Source organism: Algoriella xinjiangensis, assembly GCF_900115015.1.
In the GTDB taxonomy this organism is placed as follows: Bacteria; Bacteroidota; Bacteroidia; order Flavobacteriales; family Weeksellaceae; genus Empedobacter; species Empedobacter xinjiangensis.
The window spans coordinates 115,665-136,769 of the sequence record NZ_FOUZ01000009.1; the positions used below are offsets into that span (position 1 = coordinate 115,665).

Annotated in this window: 20 protein-coding genes; 7 read left to right on the top strand and 13 right to left on the bottom strand. The window is 30.9% G+C overall.

Annotation, left to right across the window (positions count from 1 at the left end):
• Window positions 1-16 precede the first annotated feature (16 nt).
• Entirely contained in the window at window positions 17-1,849 is a 1,833-nt protein-coding gene (locus tag BM072_RS09970; protein WP_092908523.1) for an ABC transporter ATP-binding protein, read from the top strand.
• Between the two features lie 51 nt (window positions 1,850-1,900).
• Here BM072_RS09970 and BM072_RS09975 read toward each other — a convergent pair whose 3' ends face one another.
• From BM072_RS09975 to BM072_RS10025, 11 genes are all read right to left on the bottom strand, one after another.
• The gene (locus BM072_RS09975) at window positions 1,901-3,130 is read right to left on the bottom strand and encodes a 3-phosphoshikimate 1-carboxyvinyltransferase (RefSeq protein ID WP_092908524.1); all 1,230 of its coding nucleotides are present in this window, start codon (window positions 3,128-3,130) and stop codon (window positions 1,901-1,903) included.
• Window position 3,131: 1 nt separating this feature from the next.
• Window positions 3,132-3,458 carry a nucleotide pyrophosphohydrolase gene (locus BM072_RS09980; RefSeq protein ID WP_092908525.1) on the bottom strand — a complete coding sequence of 109 codons (327 nt, stop codon included), beginning with the start codon at window positions 3,456-3,458 and terminating at the stop codon, window positions 3,132-3,134.
• Window positions 3,459-3,546: 88 nt separating this feature from the next.
• Window positions 3,547-5,541, bottom strand: coding sequence for a transglutaminase family protein (locus tag BM072_RS09985; protein WP_092908526.1), 1,995 nt, complete (start codon window positions 5,539-5,541; stop codon window positions 3,547-3,549).
• A gap of 8 nt (window positions 5,542-5,549) precedes the next feature.
• Window positions 5,550-7,442: a DUF3857 domain-containing protein gene (locus tag BM072_RS09990; protein WP_092908527.1), complete on the bottom strand. Its 1,893-nt coding sequence runs from the start codon at window positions 7,440-7,442 to the stop codon at window positions 5,550-5,552.
• A 21-nt stretch (window positions 7,443-7,463) separates the two neighbouring features.
• Window positions 7,464-7,913 carry a D-aminoacyl-tRNA deacylase gene (gene dtd, locus BM072_RS09995; protein WP_092908528.1) on the bottom strand — a complete coding sequence of 150 codons (450 nt, stop codon included), beginning with the start codon at window positions 7,911-7,913 and terminating at the stop codon, window positions 7,464-7,466.
• 159 nt (window positions 7,914-8,072) lie between these two features.
• Window positions 8,073-8,306: a hypothetical protein gene (locus BM072_RS10000; protein ID WP_092908529.1), complete on the bottom strand. Its 234-nt coding sequence runs from the start codon at window positions 8,304-8,306 to the stop codon at window positions 8,073-8,075.
• Window positions 8,307-8,476: 170 nt separating this feature from the next.
• Window positions 8,477-9,394 (bottom strand): ribosome small subunit-dependent GTPase A, encoded by a 918-nt coding sequence (rsgA, locus tag BM072_RS10005; protein ID WP_092908530.1) that lies wholly within the window; start codon window positions 9,392-9,394, stop codon window positions 8,477-8,479.
• Window positions 9,395-9,400: 6 nt separating this feature from the next.
• Window positions 9,401-10,480 carry a bifunctional 3-deoxy-7-phosphoheptulonate synthase/chorismate mutase type II gene (locus BM072_RS10010; RefSeq protein WP_092908531.1) on the bottom strand — a complete coding sequence of 360 codons (1,080 nt, stop codon included), beginning with the start codon at window positions 10,478-10,480 and terminating at the stop codon, window positions 9,401-9,403.
• A gap of 46 nt (window positions 10,481-10,526) precedes the next feature.
• On the bottom strand, window positions 10,527-11,375 hold the full coding sequence (locus BM072_RS10015; RefSeq protein ID WP_092908532.1) for a prephenate dehydrogenase: 849 nt from the start codon (window positions 11,373-11,375) through the stop codon (window positions 10,527-10,529).
• A complete protein-coding gene (locus tag BM072_RS10020) occupies window positions 11,372-12,514 on the bottom strand; it encodes a pyridoxal phosphate-dependent aminotransferase (protein WP_092908533.1) in 1,143 nt (380 codons plus the stop codon). Before BM072_RS10020 ends, BM072_RS10015 begins: the two co-directional genes overlap by 4 nt.
• The gene (locus BM072_RS10025) at window positions 12,511-13,332 is read right to left on the bottom strand and encodes a prephenate dehydratase (RefSeq protein WP_092908534.1); all 822 of its coding nucleotides are present in this window, start codon (window positions 13,330-13,332) and stop codon (window positions 12,511-12,513) included. The genes BM072_RS10020 and BM072_RS10025 overlap by 4 nt, the downstream gene beginning before the upstream one ends.
• Before the next feature lie 249 nt (window positions 13,333-13,581).
• Here BM072_RS10025 and BM072_RS10030 point away from each other — a divergent pair, with 249 nt between their 5' ends.
• Window positions 13,582-14,277 (top strand): ABC transporter ATP-binding protein, encoded by a 696-nt coding sequence (locus BM072_RS10030; protein WP_092908535.1) that lies wholly within the window; start codon window positions 13,582-13,584, stop codon window positions 14,275-14,277.
• Window positions 14,278-14,317: 40 nt separating this feature from the next.
• Here the strand turns inward: BM072_RS10030 and BM072_RS10035 are convergent, their stop codons facing one another.
• The gene (locus BM072_RS10035; RefSeq protein ID WP_092908536.1) at window positions 14,318-14,827 is read right to left on the bottom strand and encodes a thioredoxin family protein; all 510 of its coding nucleotides are present in this window, start codon (window positions 14,825-14,827) and stop codon (window positions 14,318-14,320) included.
• A gap of 64 nt (window positions 14,828-14,891) precedes the next feature.
• On the opposite strand from BM072_RS10035, the gene BM072_RS10040 reads away from it, so the two are divergent.
• From BM072_RS10040 to BM072_RS10050, 3 genes are all read left to right on the top strand, one after another.
• The gene (locus BM072_RS10040; RefSeq protein WP_092908537.1) at window positions 14,892-15,290 is read left to right on the top strand and encodes a hypothetical protein; all 399 of its coding nucleotides are present in this window, start codon (window positions 14,892-14,894) and stop codon (window positions 15,288-15,290) included.
• A gap of 89 nt (window positions 15,291-15,379) precedes the next feature.
• Complete coding sequence (ychF, locus tag BM072_RS10045; RefSeq protein ID WP_092908538.1) at window positions 15,380-16,471, top strand: redox-regulated ATPase YchF; 1,092 nt, start codon at window positions 15,380-15,382, stop codon at window positions 16,469-16,471.
• Between the two features lie 149 nt (window positions 16,472-16,620).
• Window positions 16,621-17,415, top strand: coding sequence for a T9SS-dependent choice-of-anchor J family protein (locus BM072_RS10050; RefSeq protein ID WP_092908539.1), 795 nt, complete (start codon window positions 16,621-16,623; stop codon window positions 17,413-17,415).
• Window positions 17,416-17,448: 33 nt separating this feature from the next.
• Here the strand turns inward: BM072_RS10050 and BM072_RS10055 are convergent, their stop codons facing one another.
• Complete coding sequence (locus BM072_RS10055) at window positions 17,449-18,588, bottom strand: methionine aminotransferase (RefSeq protein WP_092908540.1); 1,140 nt, start codon at window positions 18,586-18,588, stop codon at window positions 17,449-17,451.
• Window positions 18,589-18,697: 109 nt separating this feature from the next.
• Here BM072_RS10055 and BM072_RS10060 point away from each other — a divergent pair, with 109 nt between their 5' ends.
• Window positions 18,698-20,545: a DNA topoisomerase IV subunit B gene (locus BM072_RS10060; RefSeq protein ID WP_092908541.1), complete on the top strand. Its 1,848-nt coding sequence runs from the start codon at window positions 18,698-18,700 to the stop codon at window positions 20,543-20,545.
• Between the two features lie 50 nt (window positions 20,546-20,595).
• A complete protein-coding gene (locus tag BM072_RS10065) occupies window positions 20,596-21,102 on the top strand; it encodes a hypothetical protein (RefSeq protein WP_125113481.1) in 507 nt (168 codons plus the stop codon).
• Window positions 21,103-21,105 lie beyond the last annotated feature (3 nt).

Here is a 21,105-nt window from a genome sequence, read left to right on the forward strand (position 1 = left end):
GTTTTAAAATAAATCAATGAGTTTATATAAAAGATCACTTTCATACGTAAAACCATACCGATCATCGTTTGTAACAGCGATTATTTTTAATTTATTATACGCGATTTTTAATGTCGTTTCGTTGGCATTTTTAATGCCGATTTTAGGTGTGCTTTTCGATGAAAAAAAGAATTTAATACTTTCTAAACCAGTTTATTCTGGCAATTTAGGCGATTTAAAACAGTTTTTTTCTGATTATTCTGCCTATTTTATGAACAATATTTCGAATACAGAAGGACCAATTTATGTTTTGGCAATTTCGTGTATTGTGTTTATTGTGATGTTTTTGTTTCGCAATATTTTTAGCTTTTTATCAGAAGTTTGTTTGGTCGATTTGCGTTCGGGCGTTACACGTGATTTGCGCGTGGATATACACAACAAAATCATCGATTTGCCTGTTGCCTATTTTACCGAAAAACGCAAAGGTGATATGATTAATCGTATTTCGAGCGATGTTAACGAAGTAGAATCTAATATTCTAAATTCGATTGTAGAAATTGTTCGTTCGCCAATTATGATTATTGTTTGTGTAACGACTTTGTTTGTGATTAGTGCGCAATTAACAATTTTTGCGATTTTAGTTTTTCCAATTATGGGAACTATCATTTCGTTGATTGGTAAAAGTCTTAAAAAAGCTGCTGAACATGCGCAAGAAGAGTTGTCTAACATTATTACATATGTTGATGAAACACTGACATCACTTAAGATTATTAAGATTTTTAATGCAGAAGATCAAGTAAAAGGTCGTTTTGATACGTCAATAAATTTGTACCGAAAATACTTGCAAAAAGTAATGAAAAAACGTGCGTTGGCTTCACCAACAAGTGAATTTTTAGGTGCAATAACAATTGGTTTAATTGTATTTTTTGGAGGAAAATTATCTTTGGAAGGAAATGGTTTATCAGGTTCAGAATTTATTTTTTACATCGCAACTTTTTACACTTTATTAGATCCAATCAAACGTTTTTCGAAAGCGTTATCAGATGTTCAAAAAGGAGAAGTTTCTGCCAAACGTATTTTTGATGTTTTAGATGCTGATGTTTCGATAAAAGATTTGCCAAATGCAAAAGGAATTGAGGCTTTTGAGGATAAAATAGAGTTTAGAAATGTAACCTTTGGTTATGGAAAACATGATGTCATCAAAGATTTTAATTTAACGATAAATAAAGGAGAATCTGTTGCTTTAGTTGGGCAATCTGGTTCTGGAAAATCAACTTTAGCCAATTTAATTACACGTTTTTGGGACGTAAAATCGGGCGAAATTTTGATTGATGGAATTGATATTCGACACATAAAATTAAATGATTATCGTACATTATTTGGATTAGTTACGCAAGATTCAATCTTATTTAATGATACAATTTTTAATAATATTGCTTTAGGAGATAAAAATCCAAGCCAAGAAAAAGTAGAACATGCGGCTCAAATTGCGAATGCAGAAGAGTTTATTGTAAAAATGCCAGAGAAGTACCAAGAATCTGTTGGAGAAGGAGGAGGAAAGCTTTCTGGAGGTCAAAAACAGCGTTTGAGTATTGCGCGTGCCGTTTATAAAAATCCACCAATTATGGTTTTGGATGAGGCAACTTCGGCTTTGGATACAAAATCGGAAAAATTGGTGCAAGTTGCATTGAATAATATGATGCAAAACCGAACTTCTTTGGTTATTGCGCACCGTTTATCAACAATTCAGAGTGCAGATAAAATTGTAGTTATGGATGCAGGTAAAATTATAGAACAAGGAAATCATTCTTCACTTATTGAAAAAGATGGAGTTTATGCAAACCTTGTAAACATGCAGAATTTTGATTAGAAAAAAATAGAATAATTAAAAAAGCTTCAGATTTATCTGAAGCTTTTTTAATTATATTGATTTGATTTCGAAACCTAATTGTTTCCAATCTTCCCAAAAAGTTGGATATGATTTTTCTACCACCATTTCATCTTTTATTCGAATTGTAAAAAGCTGTGCCAACGGCGCCATACACATCGCCATACGATGATCGTTGTACGTTTCGATCGTCGGAATTTCTGTGTAAGAAGTATAATTTTCTATAGTTAAAGCATCATCTGTAATAGAAATTTGTGCACCAAATTTTTCTAATTCATTTTTTAAAGCAACTAAACGATCAGTTTCTTTAATTTTTAATGTTTCAAGTCCAGTTAAATGGCATTTCAATTTTAATCCAACACAAGTTGCAGCAATAGTTTGTGCAATATCTGGTGTGTTGATTAAGTTTAATTCGATTAATTCTTTGAATTGAAATTCTGGATTATTTTTTAACGTTAAAACTCCATTTTCGAAATTAGAATCAATTCCAAAATTTTCTGCATAAATTTTCTGCAAATCCGAATCTCCTTGCAAAGAATCTTCGAAATAAGTAGAAATTTTAATTTCAGAATTTTTAGATAATGCAATCAAACTGTAATAATAAGAAGCAGAACTCCAGTCAGATTCAACTTGTAATGTTTGAGGTTGAATAGCTGCTGTAAAAGGGATTGTAATCGTATTTCCTTCAAAAACAGCATTAATTCCAACTTTATTTAACAATTGAATAGTCATTTGAATGTACGGAATCGAGATGATTTTTCCGTCCAAATTAATCGTTAATCCAGTTGGTAATTTTGTTCCAACCAAACATAAAGCTGTAATGTATTGCGAGCTGATATTTGATGGAATTGTGATTGAATCTTGTGTTAATTTTTTTCCTTTTATCTGTAATGGTGGAAAACCTTCATTTTCTTGATACGAAATTTCTGCTCCCAAATTATTTAATGCATCAACCAAAACTTTTATCGGACGTTGTTTCATGCGTTCAGAGCCCGTTAATGTAACTTCTCTGTCTGCTTGAATCGAATAATAAGCAGTTAGAAAACGCATTGCAGTTCCGGCATGATGAATATCGATTAAATCGGTTTTGTTTGCCAATGCTTTTTGCATTAATTGAGAATCTTCTGAATTTGAAACATTTTCTAGTTTCAAAACATTCTCAAATAATTGGTTTAATAACAACAAACGATTGCTTTCGCTTTTAGAACCTGTAACGGCCAATTGATTATTTATTGGGGATTGATGAGCTGAAATTTCAATCATTTTATTTTAATTTATCATTATTTTGATGACGATCGTGGTCGCGTTTTGTTTTGTAATCTAACTTTTTATAAAAAGCAGATTCTAAATCAACACCAGTTTGATTGGCTAAACAAATTGCTACAAAAATTACATCGGCCAATTCTTCGCCTAAATCTTTATTCTTATCTGATTCTTTTTCGGATTGTTCGCCATATCGACGTGCAATAATACGTGCAACTTCACCAACTTCTTCTGTTAGTTGAGCCATATTTGTTAGTTCGTTAAAGTAACGAACGCCATGTTCTTTTATCCAATTATCGACATCTAATTGTGCTTGTTTAAGACTCATGATTTTTGATTTTTTGTTTGAAAAGATAAAAGTACAAAATAAAAAACCACTCAATGAGTGGTTTTAATATAGAATTGAAGTTTTTTAATTATTGTTTTACCAAAATTACTTGCTGACCTTCTGCGCTAATAATATTTGTTAAAAACTCTTTTAATGGTTTATAATATTGAGGAGGCAAAACGCTGTAAGGTATTATTTTTTGCGCCTGCGCAATGATAAACCCATCTTTCTCAATAACTTTATAAGCATATCCACCAGCTTTATCTGGCATTGTAAATTGTTTTTCCGTAGGTAAAGATTCTACTTTGTAACCTTCTGGGATTTTAATTTTAATAGTGTTTGTATTGGTTGTTGGCGCACCAAACTCTATATTATAATTACGTTGTTCTAAATTTAGATTATGCTTTGTATTTGCTAAAAATAAGAATGGATTGAAAAGGATTTTATTTCCTGCAACGTCGACTTTTACATCATCAAATTTGAATTGATGACGAATTAAATTTTGCTTATTGTCTTGTGTTTTAAAGTCAGAAATTTCGAAATTATAATCTTCTGTATACTCTTTTTCAAATGCTTTTGGATCAGCTGTAATTTCCGATTGATCAGCCATATAAAAATAGTTATCGCGAACACTAGAATATATACCAGAAAGATTTCCATCTGGTTTTAAATCAGCTGTAATTGTTTTTTTATCTGCAGACATGATAGAATTTCGAAGCGTAATTTCTTTCATTCCTTTGTCAGTTACCATAAATCCACGGTCATTAATTGCACGAATTGGCAATAAATTTATTTGAGCATTTTTATCGGTAGCATCCATTAAGTATAAATTATTATCTACAGTTGCGCCTGCAATCACATAATTTAATTTACTACGAGATGGAAACGCATAGTTGATTACACCATTTTGAACAGTGCTTAAAACAATCGGATTTGTATCAATACCTGCTTTTCGTAACATTGCAATTAACATTAGATTGATATCTGCAGAATTTCCTGTTTTTTCGTTAAAAGTTTTACGAATACCATTGTCTGTATATTCACCTAAATAATCATTCCAAGTCATATTTGTTTTTATATAATCAAATATTGCTTGTGTCTTTTCTAGATTAGATGTTTTGTTGGCGATAAGTGTATTAACAGTTTCATCTAAAAAATTATTTCCGTTTAATTGACGTCCAAAATTTTCATGATCCATTAAATCTTTCCCGATACGTTCCCAAGTTGTCGAAAAATTTTCAGTAGTTCTACCAGGAACTATGTAAGATGATAATTCGAAACGTATACTTGCTAATAAATTACGAGAATTTAATACATAAGCTTCTTTTGCATAGGTTGGTAAGTTTGTTAGCGTATATTTAGTTGTATTTATAGTTAATTTTTGTTCAGTTACATTTGCGTTTGCATTTCTACCTCTCACAAATTCATTTAAAGTATAAATATCTTGTTTTGAATCTTTACCAACTTTTGGAACAAATCCACCTCTTAAATCATGTTGATAATTAAGAAATTCGTGAGCTTCTAAAGTAAAATTACTATTTACAACTGGTATTGATTGTTGAAAATACCATGTATCTGTATTGCTGTAAAATGGAGAAAGAATTTCGTACGTATACTCTAAAATAGAGCCATTTTTAACATTTGGAAATGTAAAGGTCTGTTTATCTAAAAAACGATGAACTTTTTCTGTAAAAATATCTTTTTTCTCAACTTTTTGTTCTACAATTTTTCCATTTTCAAGGTTGTATGTTACAGCTTTAAGTGATAAAATTTTATCTGTATCACTAGATGAATTTCCTTTGTATAAAGGAATATCAATCTTTAGTACATCGTCTGGCGTTTTATCTTTATCAAATACAACAATGCGATAAAAAACTTTTTTTATTTGTTCTACACCACCTTGATTTGTATTAAAACTAATTTTATAATTACCATCAGCATAAAGAACTTCCGCAGGCGCATCAACTTGAATGGTACTTTTTGTTTTCTCAAAATCTTGTTTTGTTACTTTTCCAAATTTCACATCTTGTGCAAAACTTGATAACGTAGCAATAGAAGCTACAAGTGTTATTAATGTCTTCATAAGTGTTTTTATAGTTTTTCTAGTAATAGTTTCGTGTTGTCATAACCTGCAATTTGTCGTCTAAATTCGACATATTCGTTGTATTTTTCTTTTGAGAAAGAACCAGGTAATTGTTTATAAACTCGTTTTATTTCTAAGTTATTTTGATCTTTTGGATGAATTTCTAAACTATATTCTCCAAAAGCAGATTTTACTTTTATAGCTTCAAAACTTTGAGGCATTTTATATCCATTCGGAATAGTTAATACATAAGAAACTTCGTCTACATAACCCGATTCTACCTTAAAATCAAACTTTCTGTCCTTTGCTTTTTTCAAAGAAGTTTCTTCGCGATTAATAGGAATGATGTTGATAATGATATTATTTCCTTGAATTTTAGCATAATTTGGAACAGAAAAATCAAAATTTGATGTAAAAATTGCATCATTCCAATTATCATTAAATTCAGTTTTGTTAAACTTGATTCCTTGTAAATTAGAAAAACGATTTTTTAATCTCAAATCCAAATCCTTTTCTGTTAATTGTGCATATCGCGCAAGGTTTTCGTAAATCAAACCTTTAGAAACTTCAGAAAGTTTTGTATTAAGCGTTCCGTCAATAGAAATATTCGCCGTTCCGTTAACCAATAATTGATTTGTTTCGGGCTTAAATTGTTGTGAAGGAATTATTTTTCCGCCAGTTTCATCTAAAATAAAAACTTTACGATTCGCTGTAAAATCACCTAAATAATTAAATGCAGAAGTTTGACTTGTTGTTTCTAACCAAATATCTTCGTCTTTTAATGGAACATATAAAATAACATGATCGCCTTGCAAATACATCATATCTTCGGTCATGTCTTTTGGTGTCGCGCCAGAATGTACTTCGGTGTAATAAGATTTTATACCAACAGCATCTAACATAGATAACATATAGTTTGTTAAAGCCTTACAATCGCCATAACTTTTGCTTTCCACATACGATGCAGGGTAAGGCGAAAGCCCACCAATACCCAATTGTACGCCAATATAACGAACTTTTTTCTGTAAATGTTTGTATAAAATTTCGACTTTTTCTTTGTCAGATTTTGCCTCTTTTACCAATCCTTTAAAATAATCTTTTTGAGGTGCTGTAAAATCCTGTTTTCCATTTACAAGATAAGTATATGTCCATTTTCCGTATTCGTTCCAATTGTCAAAAGTTCCTTTTACACCATCAATATTGATTTGATTTGACGCTAAAATTGCATTCGGAAAAATGTTGCGAATACTAATCATTTTGTCTTCTTCGTTAAAAGCAGGAATATGATTAAATGTATAGTTTAAATTATTTTGATCGCCCGTTTTTTGAATGTTAAATCCATTAAAATTATTTTCTTTTAGACGAATAGTAGCATTCGTTTTATTTGAAAATTGATAACTCGATTTTTCTACCGAAAGATTTGGCGCTTTTACTGGATACCATTTCGGAATTCCAATTGTATTTTTTGTAGTTGTTGTAATTTTATAATGAATGGTATACGGATAAGATGTTGGCGTAAAGTTTAAATATTTTATGCGGTCATCTGTGTACATTTGTCCGTTAGAAACAGCACTTTGATCCAATAAATCTTTTGATTTAAATTTTTTAACTTCTTTACCAAAAGCATCATAAAGCGTAGCTTCAAACAAATCAATTTTTGTATTTGGATTGTAATAAGCTTGCGCACCAACATAATTATCGCCCGCTTTGCTTAGTACAGTTACTACAACATCTTCTGTATATTTTAGTTCATCAACTTTTAGTAATTCAATTTTTTCATCATTTTGACGAATAACCACATAAGCGTCTTTTACCAAATCTGCCGGAATTTGATCTACAGCATAATTTTGTGCATAAATAAAAGAACACATAAATGTGGAAAAAAGTAGAGTTTTCTTCATTATCAATTTAGTGTTAGTTGTTTATTCTTTATTTTTAGAATCGATGAAAATGGTAACTGGACCATCGTTTAACAATTCAACTTTCATATCTGCACCAAAAATTCCTTTTTGAACAGCTTTGAAATTATTCTCTAAAATCTGTAAAAATTTTTCATATTGCTCATTTGCCAAATCAGGTTTCGAAGCTTTTATATACGACGGTCGATTACCTTTTTTAGTTGCTGCATGCAATGTGAATTGCGAAACTACTAAAATTTCTCCTTCTGTTTGTTGTATATCTAAATTCATTACGTGGTTTTCATCATTAAAAATTCTTAATTGTATGATTTTCTTCGTAATCCATTCAAAATCTTCATTTGTATCTTCAGGTTCAAAACCTACTAAAGCTAAAATTCCGTGATTTATTTTCCCCGATATTTCTCCTTCTACAGTTACAGACGCATGTTGAACACGTTGTAAGATCGTTCGCATATATTATTTTTTATTATTAGATAATTTGAGTAGAAATTTAGTAATTTTTTATGATTTTATTAAATTAATTTTAAGAGAATTAGAGGCATTAAAAAACGCTACAACTCTGTTAGGATAAAGTTATAGCGTTATAAAAATAGGTAAAAGTTATTTTATATATTAATTCAGTTGATTGAAATAGATATCTTCTGGAGAAATTATAGCATAATCCAATTCATAAAGATTAGAAATTTCTTTCGCGATTAATAATTCTCTTTCGATTTTATGAATGATTTCTAGATGATCATTTTGATTATGACAAGCAACATTCCATAATTTATTTGGATTGACTGACTGCCAGTTAATCGATTCTAAATGGTTTGTGAATTTTGCTTTTTTTGTTCTGTTGTACATTCTACAAAATCCAACGCAACTTGTATGTGTAAATTATTCATCTTCATCAATTTTGACAAAGGTAAATGCTGCAAATTGATATATTTTACGGGAAACCGTAATCGAGGTAAATAAAAAAGTCATTCTTAAAAATTAAGAATGACTTTTGTTTTATTATAATGTGAATTCTGTTATTCTCTGTAAATATCTTCTTGTAAAAAAGTAAGATAATTTTCGTAGCGCGAAGGTGCAATTTTACCACTTTCTACAGCATCTTGTACAGCACATTTTGGCTCGTTAACATGTATGCAATTATCAAATTTACATGCATATTTTAGTTCCAAAATTTCTGGAAAATAACCTTGTAATTCAGATTTGTCAATGTGTACTAATCCAAATTCCTTTATTCCAGGCGTGTCAATAATAAATCCGCCAAAAGGCCATTTATACATTTGTGCAAAAGTTGTGGTATGTTGTCCTTTACTATTAAAATCAGAAACTTGATGTGTTTTGATATTCAAATCTGGGTTTAAAGCATTTAATAAAGTAGATTTTCCGACACCAGAATGTCCCGAAACTAAACTTACTTTATCTTTCATGCGCGCTCTTACCAAATCTAAATTTAGACCAGTTTCCGCAGAAATATCCATACTTTCATAACCGATAGAATTGTAAATCGATTTATAAATTTCTAAATCAGCCATCTCACTTTCCGTGTAACAATCCATTTTATTGAATAAAATAACGGTCGGAATTTGATAAGCTTCGGCAGTAATTAAAAAACGATCAATAAAACCAAAAGAAGTCTTAGGATTAGAAAGCGTTACAACTAAAAAAGCCACATCAATGTTTGAGGCAATAATGTGTGTTTTTTTAGAGAGATTTACCGATTTTCGGATGATATAATTTTTGCGTTCGTGAATATGCGTTATTACGGCAATATCATCTTTGTCAATTTCAAAATCAACTTCATCACCAACCGCAATAGGATTAGTGTGTTTGATGTTTGCAATTCTAAATTTTCCTCTTATTCTTGCTTGGTAAGTCGCACCATCTTCGGTAAGAAGATGGTACCAGCTACCAGTAGATTTTATTACAATTCCTTTCAATATGTATTATATTTTTTCGTCTTTTTTAACCATTATTTGGTTTTGTTGCGCTACAGATTCTTGGTGAATTGCTTGTAATAATTTATCAACAAAATCCTCAGACAAACCTAAAGAAACACCTGCTTTTATAGAGTTATCTTTGATTTGTTTCCAACGATCTGGCTGAAAAACCGCAACGTTATGATCTTTTTTCAATTCTCCGATAGAATTTGCAACTTTCATTCGTTGAGAAATAGTATCTAAAATAGAGTTATCTAATTCATCAATTTGATGACGTAAATTCTCTATTCCAGTTTTGTAAATCGCATCTGGATCATCTGATTGACGAATTTCTAAGTCTTTCAAAATTTCTAATAAACGCGCTGGTGTAATTTGTTGAGATGCATCAGACCAAGCTTCGTCAGGATTATTATGAGTTTCAATCATTAATCCGTTGTACTCAAAATTGAATGCTTGTTGTGCAACATCAAATAAGCCAGTTCTGTTTCCACAAATGTGTGATGGATCACAAATAATAGGCACATTAGGTAATTTATTCTTGAAATCTAACGCAATTTGCCATTGTGGATTATTGCGGTATTTTGTCTTTTTGTAGGTAGAAAAACCACGGTGAATTGCCCCTAAGTTTTTAATTCCTTGTGCTTCTAAACGCTCTAAAGCTCCAATCCATAAATCTAAATCTGGATTTACAGGATTTTTAACTAAAACAATTTTATCAGTTCCGCGTAAAGCCTCAGCAATTTCCTGAACTGTAAACGGATTTACTGTAGAACGAGCACCAATCCAAAGGACATCAACATCATATTCTAAAGCTAATTTTGCGTGATTTGCATTAGCAATTTCAGTCGCAATTTTCATTCCGAATTCGTCTTTTACTTTCTTCAACCAGTTTAATCCGATTGCTCCAACACCTTCAAAACAATTAGGTTTAGTACGAGGTTTCCAGATTCCGGCACGAAAAACTTGCACATAATCTTTGTCAAGATCTTCTGCAATTGTCATCATTTGTTTTTCACTTTCTGCACTACAAGGTCCAGCAATGATCATCGGTTTATCGTATTCCTTAATCCAATTATTATTTTCCATAATGTTTTACAAATTTAAGTTTATTAATTATTTATTTGGTAGTAAATTATTTATTTAAAATTCGACGTATGTCGTTTGTGTTTTTTAAGTATTTATGAATGTTTTCGATGTCTTTTTCTTCAATCATTTTTCTGATTTTAGAAATTTGTGTTTGATAAGCATCAATTGCATTCAATAAATTTTCTCGGTTCTGAATCAAAATCGGCGTCCACATATCAGGCGAACTTTTTGCTAAACGAACAGTCGATTCAAAACCAGAACCAGCCATATCAAAAATTGCTTCTTCGTTTTTTTCTTGTTCTAAAACTGTCTGTCCCAAAGCAAAAGACGTAATATGCGAAAGATGAGAAACGTATGCAATGTGCGCGTCATGCGCTTCCGAGGTCATTGTAATTACATTCATCCAAAGCGATTGATAGATTTTTCTAACTTTTTTTACCGCTTCTTTATCACTTTCTTCAACATCACATAAAATGGCAACTTTATTAAGAAATAACTCAGGAAAAGCTGCTTTTGGGCCAGAATTTTCTGTTCCAGCAATTGGATGCGTTGCAACAAATTGCTTTCTTTTGGGATGATTTAGAGCTTTTTTACAAATACCAGCTTTTGTAGAACCCATATCCATCACAATTGTTTTGTCGTTGATTTTGTCTAAAATCTCGGGTAAAACATTTTGAATAGAATTGATTGGAACTGCAATTACCACTAAATCTGATTGTTTTAGCGCTAAATCTAAATTCATTATTTCATCAACAATTCCCAATTCTAACGCTTCTTTTTGATGAATTTCGTTTTGATCAACACCAATTATTTTTTCTGCAACACCAACTCTTTTTAGAGCTAATGCAAACGAACCTCCGATTAGTCCTAATCCAATTACTGAAATTGTTTTCATGCTTCTAATCGTTTTTTAACTTCAATTAACTTCTCAATTGGTGCGCAAAGTGAAAATCGAATAAATCCTTTTCCATTACTTCCAAATATACTTCCTGGCGTGATAAAGATTTTTTTAGTGTATAAAATTTCATCAATAAACTCTTTATCATCAACGTCTTCGGGTAATTTTGCCCAAATAAACATGCCTGCAGTATCAGGATTGTACTTTACATCTAATAAATCTGCAATTTCCCAAATCGCTTTTCGGCGTTCGGCATAAATAGTTGTCAACTCATCGTACCACGAATCATCTACCAAAAGCGCTTTTGCAGCCGCTTTCTGAATTGCAAAATTCATTCCCGAATCCATATTAGATTTTACTTTTAGAATAGAGTTGATAAATGTTTCTTTTCCAATCACCATTCCTATTCGCCAACCCGCAATGTTAAATGTTTTGCTTAACGAATTCAGCTCAATACAAACATCTTTTGCTCCTTCAATTTCTAAAATACTTGTTGGCTCATCATTTAAAATAAAACTGTAAGGATTGTCATTTACAATTAAAATTTGATGGCGTGTTGCAAATTCTACTAATTTTCTAAGAACGTCTTTTGGTGCTTTTGCTCCAGTTGGCATATGTGGGTAATTAATCCACATAATTTTTGGTTTTTGCTTGGCCAATTTTTCCAATTGATCAAAATCTGGTAACCAATCATTTTCATTTGTCAAATCATAAAACAAAGGTTCCGCTTGCACTAATTCTGTTACCGATGAATAAGTTGGATAACCTGGATTCGGAATTAAAACTTTATCACCTTCATTCAAAAAAGCCATAGAAATATGCATAATTCCTTCTTTAGACCCCATTAATGGCAAAATTTCTGTAGACGGATTGGCGTCTACATTAAATTTAGATTTGTAGAAAGTTGCCATCGCTTCTCTCATTTCAGGAATTCCACGATAACTTTGATAACCATTGATTCCGTTTTGTGCGTTTTTAATCAATTCCTCAATCACGGCAGGATGAGGTTGTAAATCTGGACTTCCAATTCCTAATGAAATGATTGGAATATCCGTTTGCATGTTCGCTATTTCTTGTAATTTTTTTGAGAAATAGTATTCCTGAACACTTTGTAATCGTTGGGCTTCTGTTATCATTCTTTCCCTTTTTTGTATTCGCCTAATATTTCTAAATCAGTTAATTTTCGTGCTATTTTTCCTAGCAAAGTATAATATTGTTCTTTATTTTCGAATGTAATATCAATGTGAAACGAATATTCCCAAGGTTTGTCAATAATCGGAACAGATTGAATTTTATCCATATTAATTCCACATTCTGCAATTTGATTTAAAACATCTACCAAAGCGCCAGATTTATGCGGAACCGAAAATCGCATTGATACTTTATTAAAATCTTCGTAATCGTTATGTTCGCGTTGCAAGACAAAAAAACGTGTAAAATTATCTTGATACGTTTGTATGCTTGATGCTAAAATGTCTAAACCATAAACTTCTGCCGCCTTTCTTGATGCTATTGCCGCTACGTGATTTAAATCTTGATCAACAATATCTTTCGCTGTTAAAGCGGTATCTACATCATTTACAACTTTCCAATTCGGAAATTTTTCTAAATATTTATCACATTGTAAAAGCGCCATTTGATGCGAACGAACTTCTGTAATATCTTCTAAATTCTGTCCTTTTTTTACCATCAATTGATGTTGAATTGATAAATAAATTTCGCCAACTACTTTTAAACCATATTTCGTGATTAATGCATAGTTTGGTAAAATTGCTCCGGCAATTGTGTTTTCTATTGCCATTACAGCTTTATCTACTTTTCCTTTTGCTAAAGCTTTTGCTAATTGCTTAAATGTGTCACATTCAAGTAATTCGAATTCATTTTTCAGGTAATTATCAGTCGCTTCATGATGATATGATCCTTTTACTCCTTGTATTGCAACTTTTGTTTTCATGTGTTTTGCGCAAAAAAAAAGTCCCACAAACGTGGGACTTTTATTTATCTTAATATAATTCTAACAAATCAATTATGACAACACAGTCCCTGCTCTCCTGGATAATATCCAAAAAAGTAAAAGAAAAATGTGTTAAAATGATTGAATGTTGTCATTCTTGGTTTCTATATAAATTGAGTTACAAACTTAGAAATTTATTTTTTAAATGAACAACTATTTTTTACTAAATTTATCAAAATTTTTTATCAGATGGGAATTGTTATTAAAGATTTAACAAAGAAATACGGAGAACAACTGGCTTTGGATAAAGTTTCATTTTCGATAAAAAATGGAGAAGTTGTTGGTTTATTAGGACCAAATGGCGCAGGAAAATCTACTTTGATGAAAAGTATAACGAATGCAATTAATCCTGATGCTGGAGAAATTTCTGTAAATGATTTTAATGTTTCGACACAACCAATTGAAACCAAAAAGTTAATCGGTTTTTTACAAGAAAACAATCCACTTTATATGGATATGTATGTAAAAGAGTATTTGGAATTTGTGACAAATATGCGCGATGTTAAAAAATCGAAGATTGATGAAGTTATAGAACGAGTAGGTTTATTACCCGAAAAACATAAGAAAATTCATCAATTATCAAAAGGATATAAACAACGTGTTGGGTTGGCGCAAGCAATAATTTCGAGCCCAGAAATCTTGATTTTAGACGAACCAACAAATGGTTTGGATCCAAATCAAATTATCGAAATTAGAGAAGTTATTAAAGAAATTGGACGAGAAAAAACGGTAATTCTTTCGACGCATATTATGCAAGAAGTGGAAGCGCTTTGTTCGCGAGTAATTTTACTAAATAAAGGAAAAATAATTGCCGATCAATCTATAGAAGAATTTAAAGGACAATATAAAAGTTTAGAAGAAGCTTTTCATATTTTGACAAAATAAAAAAATCCGCTAATTGCGGATTTTTATTTTTTTTTGGATTTTATTTTTTCTTCAGAATAAACACTTCCTTAATGTTTTCTGAATTTACTTTTTCGTTTTTCGTAGTTTTTTCTAATTTAGAAATTAGGTTTACAACTTCATCTTCAGAAGCTGGTCCGCCAATATTTTCTCCATTTACTTTAGAATCTTCCAAAACATTTCCGTTCGCATCTAAAATCACCCAAAAAGGCAAACCTTGGTTTTTACCACCAAATTTTTCGTTGATAAGATCGCCGCCTGGCGTTTCTAAATTCTTTTTTTCTGCACGTTCTTGTACCGTAATAAATGTTTTTATGTAGTTAGAATCAAAATAGGCTTTAACTTTTGGATCGTCCATATTTTTCTCCATTTTTTTACACCAACCACACCAAGAAGCATGGAAAATAACAAAAACATTTTTATTCTCGATTTTAGCTTGATTTTGTGCTTTTGCTAAAATTTCTGTTGCAGTTTGCGCATTTGCAAATCCTACAGCAAGAAGAAAGCTGAATATTAATAATTTTGATTTCATTGTTTTAAGTATTTAAGTAAATGTAAAAAAATATTGTTATTTTCAATTCATTAATTCACATAATATGAAAGCTTTATTCGGAATTTTTTTATGTTTTATTTTGACAAGTTGTGCAACAAATCATTTCAAAACAATTGAAGGAAATTGGCAACAAGATTTTTTGAGCTATAAAACTCAGAATACAATTGTGCCAAAAACAAATGATAAAACCATAATTGTAATTTCAAAATCAAAAAAGAAAATTCAGATTGAATTTGATTTTAATGATGGTTACGAGAATGATAAAACAGATTCTATTGTTTTTAATTTTCCGAAATTAACCTTTAAGAAAACGAATTTAGATCAATCTTCTAATTATTATGATTTGACTTATCACGTAAATTGCGATTGTTTTTTAGGCGAAATGCAATCATTTTCGGGTAATATTCTCAATATAAAATTGAACAGAGTTTCTGCACGTTAGTAGATTAAAAAATGAAATGATTATCTTTGCCCCAAATTTTAGGACAGAAGTTCTATTATTCAATTGTTTAAAAATAAGATACATCATATATGAAATGTGGAATTGTTGGATTACCAAACGTAGGTAAATCTACTTTATTTAACTGTTTGTCAAATGCAAAAGCACAATCGGCAAACTATCCTTTCTGTACAATTGAGCCTAATGTAGGAACTGTTTCTGTACCAGATACTCGTCTTAATCAATTAGAAGAAATTGTAAATCCAGAGCGTGTTGTGCCAGCAGTTGTAGAGATTGTTGATATTGCAGGTTTAGTAAAAGGAGCAAGTAAAGGAGAAGGTTTAGGAAATCAATTTTTAGGAAACATTCGCGAGTGTAATGCAATTATTCACGTTTTACGTTGTTTCGAAAACGAAAATATTACGCACGTAGATGGATCAATTAATCCTATTCGTGATAAAGAAACTATTGATATTGAGTTGCAATTAAAAGATTTAGATACAGTTACAAAACGTATCGATAAATCTAGAAAAGCAGCAAAAGCAGGAAATAAAGACGAACAAAAAGTTGTTGAAGTTTTAACAGCTGTTACAGCACATTTAGAGGAATTGAAAAATGTGCGCGAGATGGATTTAGACGAAAAAGAGTTAGAAATTGTAGATACTTTACAATTGATTACCGCTAAACCAGTGCTTTATTTATGTAATGTAGATGAAGCAGCAGCAAAAGACGGAAACGAATGGGTTGATAAAGTAAAAGATGCAGTAAAAGGCGAGCATGCAGAAGTGTTAATTTTGGCTGCGCAAATTGAAGCTGATATCAACGAATTAGAAACTTTTGACGAGCGTCAAATCTTTTTAGAAGAATTAGGATTAGAAGAACCAGGAGTTAATCGTTTAATTCGTTCGGCTTATACTTTATTAGATTTAGAAACGTATTTTACGGCAGGTGTAAAAGAAGTGCGCGCTTGGACAATCAAAAAAGGATCTACAGGACCACAAGCTGCAGGAGTTATTCATACAGATTTCGAGAAAGGATTTATTCGTGCTGAGGTAATTAAATTCGAAGATTTTATTACATATGGTTCTGAGGCTAAATGTCGCGAAGCTGGTAAATTAAATGTAGAAGGAAAAACTTACATTGTAAAAGATGGTGATATTATGCACTTCTTATTTAATGTTTAAGAGTTAATTATAGAAAATTTTACTAAAAGTGTTGATTTTTATCAACACTTTTTTTATGAACTGTAAATTAGGCAGAAACGTTTTTGTAACAAACATTTGTTAGTTTTTTTGTTATAGATTTATAACCAGTTAATTAACATTAAAATATTATGATTAAAAACTTTTTACTACTTACGACAATTGTTTTTGGAAGCACTTTATTTGCACAAGGAAACACCGTTTTTCAAGAAGATTTTAGCCCAGAAGGCGATAGAGGACTTTGGACAATAGGCGAATTAGATGGAGATGGATATACATGGGATTTTTTTGATAATGCAGATCCATTTGGAGCTTGTGCATTGTCACTTTCAAGTATATTTTTTTCACCAATGTTTGCCGATAATACATTGATAAGTCCTGCAATTGATTTACCAACGGGTGTTAATTTAGATTTATCATTTAAAGTAGCCAATATAAATTTAGATTTAGGAATAGAGCATTATGCCGTTTATGTAATTCCTGCGAATGCAACTTTTGTAGGAAACGAAATAGCTGTTTTCGAAGAAACTTTAGATGCCGATTATTCGTCAGTACCAAAAACAATTAATGTTAGTATTTCAGAATTTGCAGGTAAAAAAGTTCAGTTAGTTTTTAGACATTATAAGACGAATTATCAAGAATCTATGATGCTTAAACTAGATGATGTTGTTATAGAAAAATCTACTTTAGGAGTTTCGGATATTAATAATAAAAATGTATCAATTTATCCTAATCCAACTTTTGATGTGGTTACAATAAAAGGATTGGATAAAGTAGAAAAAGTAAAAGTATATGATTTGACAGGTAAATTAGTGAAAGAATTTGTTGGTAATCAAACAAATATTTCAACTTTACCAAAAGGCGTTTATTTATTGAATATCCATTCAGATAACCAGGTTTTCACAAGAAAAATTGTTAAAAAATAAAAGTTAAAAGGCGTTCATAATGAACGCCTTTTTTTATAATTTACTTAGTTTTTCTAATGCTTGTTCTAGCGTTTCGTTTTTCTTCGCGAAACAAAAACGAATGATATTATGATCTGTTTTGTCTTGATAAAAAGCAGAAAACGGAATTGTTGCAACTTTATATTCTTTTGTAAGTTTTGTCGCAAAATCAACATCATTTAAATCACTTAGTTTAGCATAATTTGCACTCAAAAAATAAGTTCCTTCGCACGGTAAAATTTCAAACTTTGTTTGCTGTAAACCTTCAATAAAAAAATCTCTTTTTTCTTGAAAAAATTGATTCAAATGTAAATAATGTTCCGCATTTTCCATATAATCAGCAAGTGCATATTGTGACGGTGTATGTGTAGAAAAAACATTAAACTGATGACATTTCCTAAACTCTTTCATCAATTCTTTTTCGGCTAAAACATAACCAATTTTCCAACCCGTAATGTGGAATAATTTCCCAAACGAACCAACAATAAAAACACGGTCTTTTATCGATTTTAATTGCGCAAAACTTTGGTGTTTTTTTTCGTCAAACGTAATGTGTTCATAAACTTCGTCTGCTAAAATATACGCGTTTGTTTCCGAAATAATTTTCTCGAATTGCTTTAAATCTTCTTCAGATAAAATTCGTCCAGTTGGATTATTTGGATTGTTGATGACAATTAACTTCGTTTTTGCTGATATTTTTTGTTTTAATTCTTCAAAATCAATCGAATATTCGGGGTGTTTTAATTTTATCGGAACTACTTTTCCGCCAAATAATTCTACCGTTGGTTGATATAAATCGTAAGCAGGTTCAAAAATAATCACTTCATCATTTGGATGAATTAAAGTAGAAATCACATTAAAAATTGCTTGGCTTGCACCACTTGTAATGTTGATTTCATTCTGAAAATCGTAATCAGATTGATATAATTTAGTAAATTTTTCGGAAAGTAAGATTCTTAGTTTTTCGACGCCAAACATTGGCGCGTATTGATTGTAATTTTGTGTCGAATAATAATTTAAACGGGTAATTAATTCAGAATCTGTATTAAAATCGGGGAAACCTTGTGCCAAATTTATTGCGTTATTTTCTTGTGCTAATTGGCTCATTACAGAGAAAATAGTCGTGGAAACGTGTGGTAGCTTTGATTTTATCATAAAGTTAAATTAGCGTGATTTTACTCAAAATCAAAACAATAAACCATAATATTTTATTAAATTTTTCTTATTTTTGTAAAACTCGTTTTAAAAACACTTAACAACTCAAATGTCAGAAATAGATCAAGTAAATTATACTGAGGATAATATAAAAACCTTAGACTGGCGCGAACACATTCGTATGCGACCTGGTATGTATATCGGGAAGTTAGGAGATGGATCGTCGCAGGATGATGGTATTTATATTTTGCTGAAAGAAATTGTAGATAACTGTATCGACGAATTTGTGATGGGTGCAGGAAAAACAATTGAGATTAATTTGCGCGAAGAAGAAGTAGTTGTGCGTGATTATGGACGCGGAATTCCGTTAGGAAAAATGGTTGATGCCGTTTCTAAAATGAATACCGGAGGTAAATACGATTCGCAAGCATTTAAAAAATCGGTTGGATTGAATGGTGTTGGTACAAAAGCTGTAAATGCATTGTCAACATCGTTTAGAGTACAATCTATTCGTGATGGTAAAACGCGTATTGCGGAATTTGAAAGAGGAATTTTAGTAGCGCAAGAAGACGAAAAAGAAACATCATTACGTAAAGGAACTAAAATTACATTTGTTCCAGATCGTACAATTTTCTTGAATTTTAAATTCAGAAAAGAATATGTAGACAAAATGTTGAGAAACTATGTTTACTTAAATCCAGGTTTGAAAATTATTTTCAATGGAGAAGAATTCTTTTCGAAAGATGGTTTAAAAGATTTATTGAAAGATAATATTGAAGATGAAACGATTTATGACATCATCCATTTAAAAGGTGAAGACATCGAAATTGCGATGACGCATAGCTCTAAATCATATTCGGAAACCTATTATTCTTTTGTAAATGGTCAAAATACAACGCAGGGAGGTACGCATTTAACGGCTTTTAAAGAAGCAATTGTTAAAACGGTGCGCGAATTTTATAATAAAAATTACGATCCTGCGGATATTAGAAAATCAATTATTGCGGCAGTTTCAATAAAAGTTATTGAGCCAGTTTTTGAGTCACAAACCAAAACCAAACTTGGTTCTAACGAAATTGGGCCAGGAATGACATCGGTACGAACATTTGTAAATGATTTTATCAAAACATATCTTGATAATTTCTTGCACAAGAATACAAATGTTGCGCAAGCGTTGGAACGTAAAATTAAACAATCTGAAAATGAACGTAAAGAGCTTTCTGGAATTAGAAAATTGGCTCGTGATCGTGCAAAAAAAGTGAGTTTACATAACAAAAAATTGCGCGATTGTCGTCAACATTACAACGATACAAAAGCAGAATTACGTTTAGATACCACAATATTTATTACCGAGGGAGATTCGGCGAGTGGATCTATCACAAAAAGTAGAAGCGTAGAAACACAAGCTGTATTTAGTTTGCGTGGAAAACCATTAAATTCGTATGGTTTGACAAAGAAAATTGTATACGAAAACGAAGAATTTAATTTGTTGCAAGCTGCTTTAAATATAGAAGATGGTTTGGAAGATTTGCGTTATAACAATGTCGTAATTGCAACTGATGCCGATGTAGATGGTATGCACATTCGATTACTTATTATTACGTTTTTCTTGCAGTTTTTTCCAGAATTAATCAAAGAAGGGCATTTGTATATTTTGCAAACACCACTTTTCCGTGTACGAAATAAAAAAGAAACACGTTATTGTTATTCTGAACCAGAGCGCGTTAAAGCACTAGAAGAAGTAAAAAATCCTGAGATTACACGATTTAAAGGTTTGGGAGAAATTTCGCCTGATGAGTTTAAAAATTTCATTGGAAAAGATATTCGATTAGAGCCCGTAATGATTGGTAAAGATCAAACCATAGAAAGTCTTTTAGAGTTTTATATGGGAAAAAATACACCAACAAGACAAGAATTTATTATTAATAATTTAGCAATAGAATCTATAAAAAATTAACAAAAGAATATATAACTCAACCACCTAACCTAACAAACCCTATAAAAATTATGAAAAAGAATAATAAAAAAGTTATTCAGCTGTTTAGGCTACTGAATATCACGATCGTTATTTTAATCATTCTAAACCTTATCATGTATTTTGGTGTTTTACCATACAAATACCACATTATTCCGCCTTATATCGTAACACTTTTTATTGTGTTATTGATTTTTGTGAACTCGAGAATGGGAAACCAATTTTTTGCAATGGATACGAAAGGAGAAACAATTACTTTCGAAACCAAAAATGTTGGCTTTCTTGCTTTTTTAGATCCAAAACCAAACAAAATTGATTTGCCGAAATACAAATTAATTAGATACGAATATAACAATGGCGTAATTTCAAAAGACTTGATTTTTTACATTAACAGTAAAAAGAATCCAAGTAATTTAACAAAAGTAAAATTTCGTTTAGCGTATATCTCTAACCGAAATATTAATAATATTTTGAGTGAGTTAGATAAAATAGTACAATCTAATTATCATGTCAAAGACAAAGTAGAAGTAGCAATTTAACAT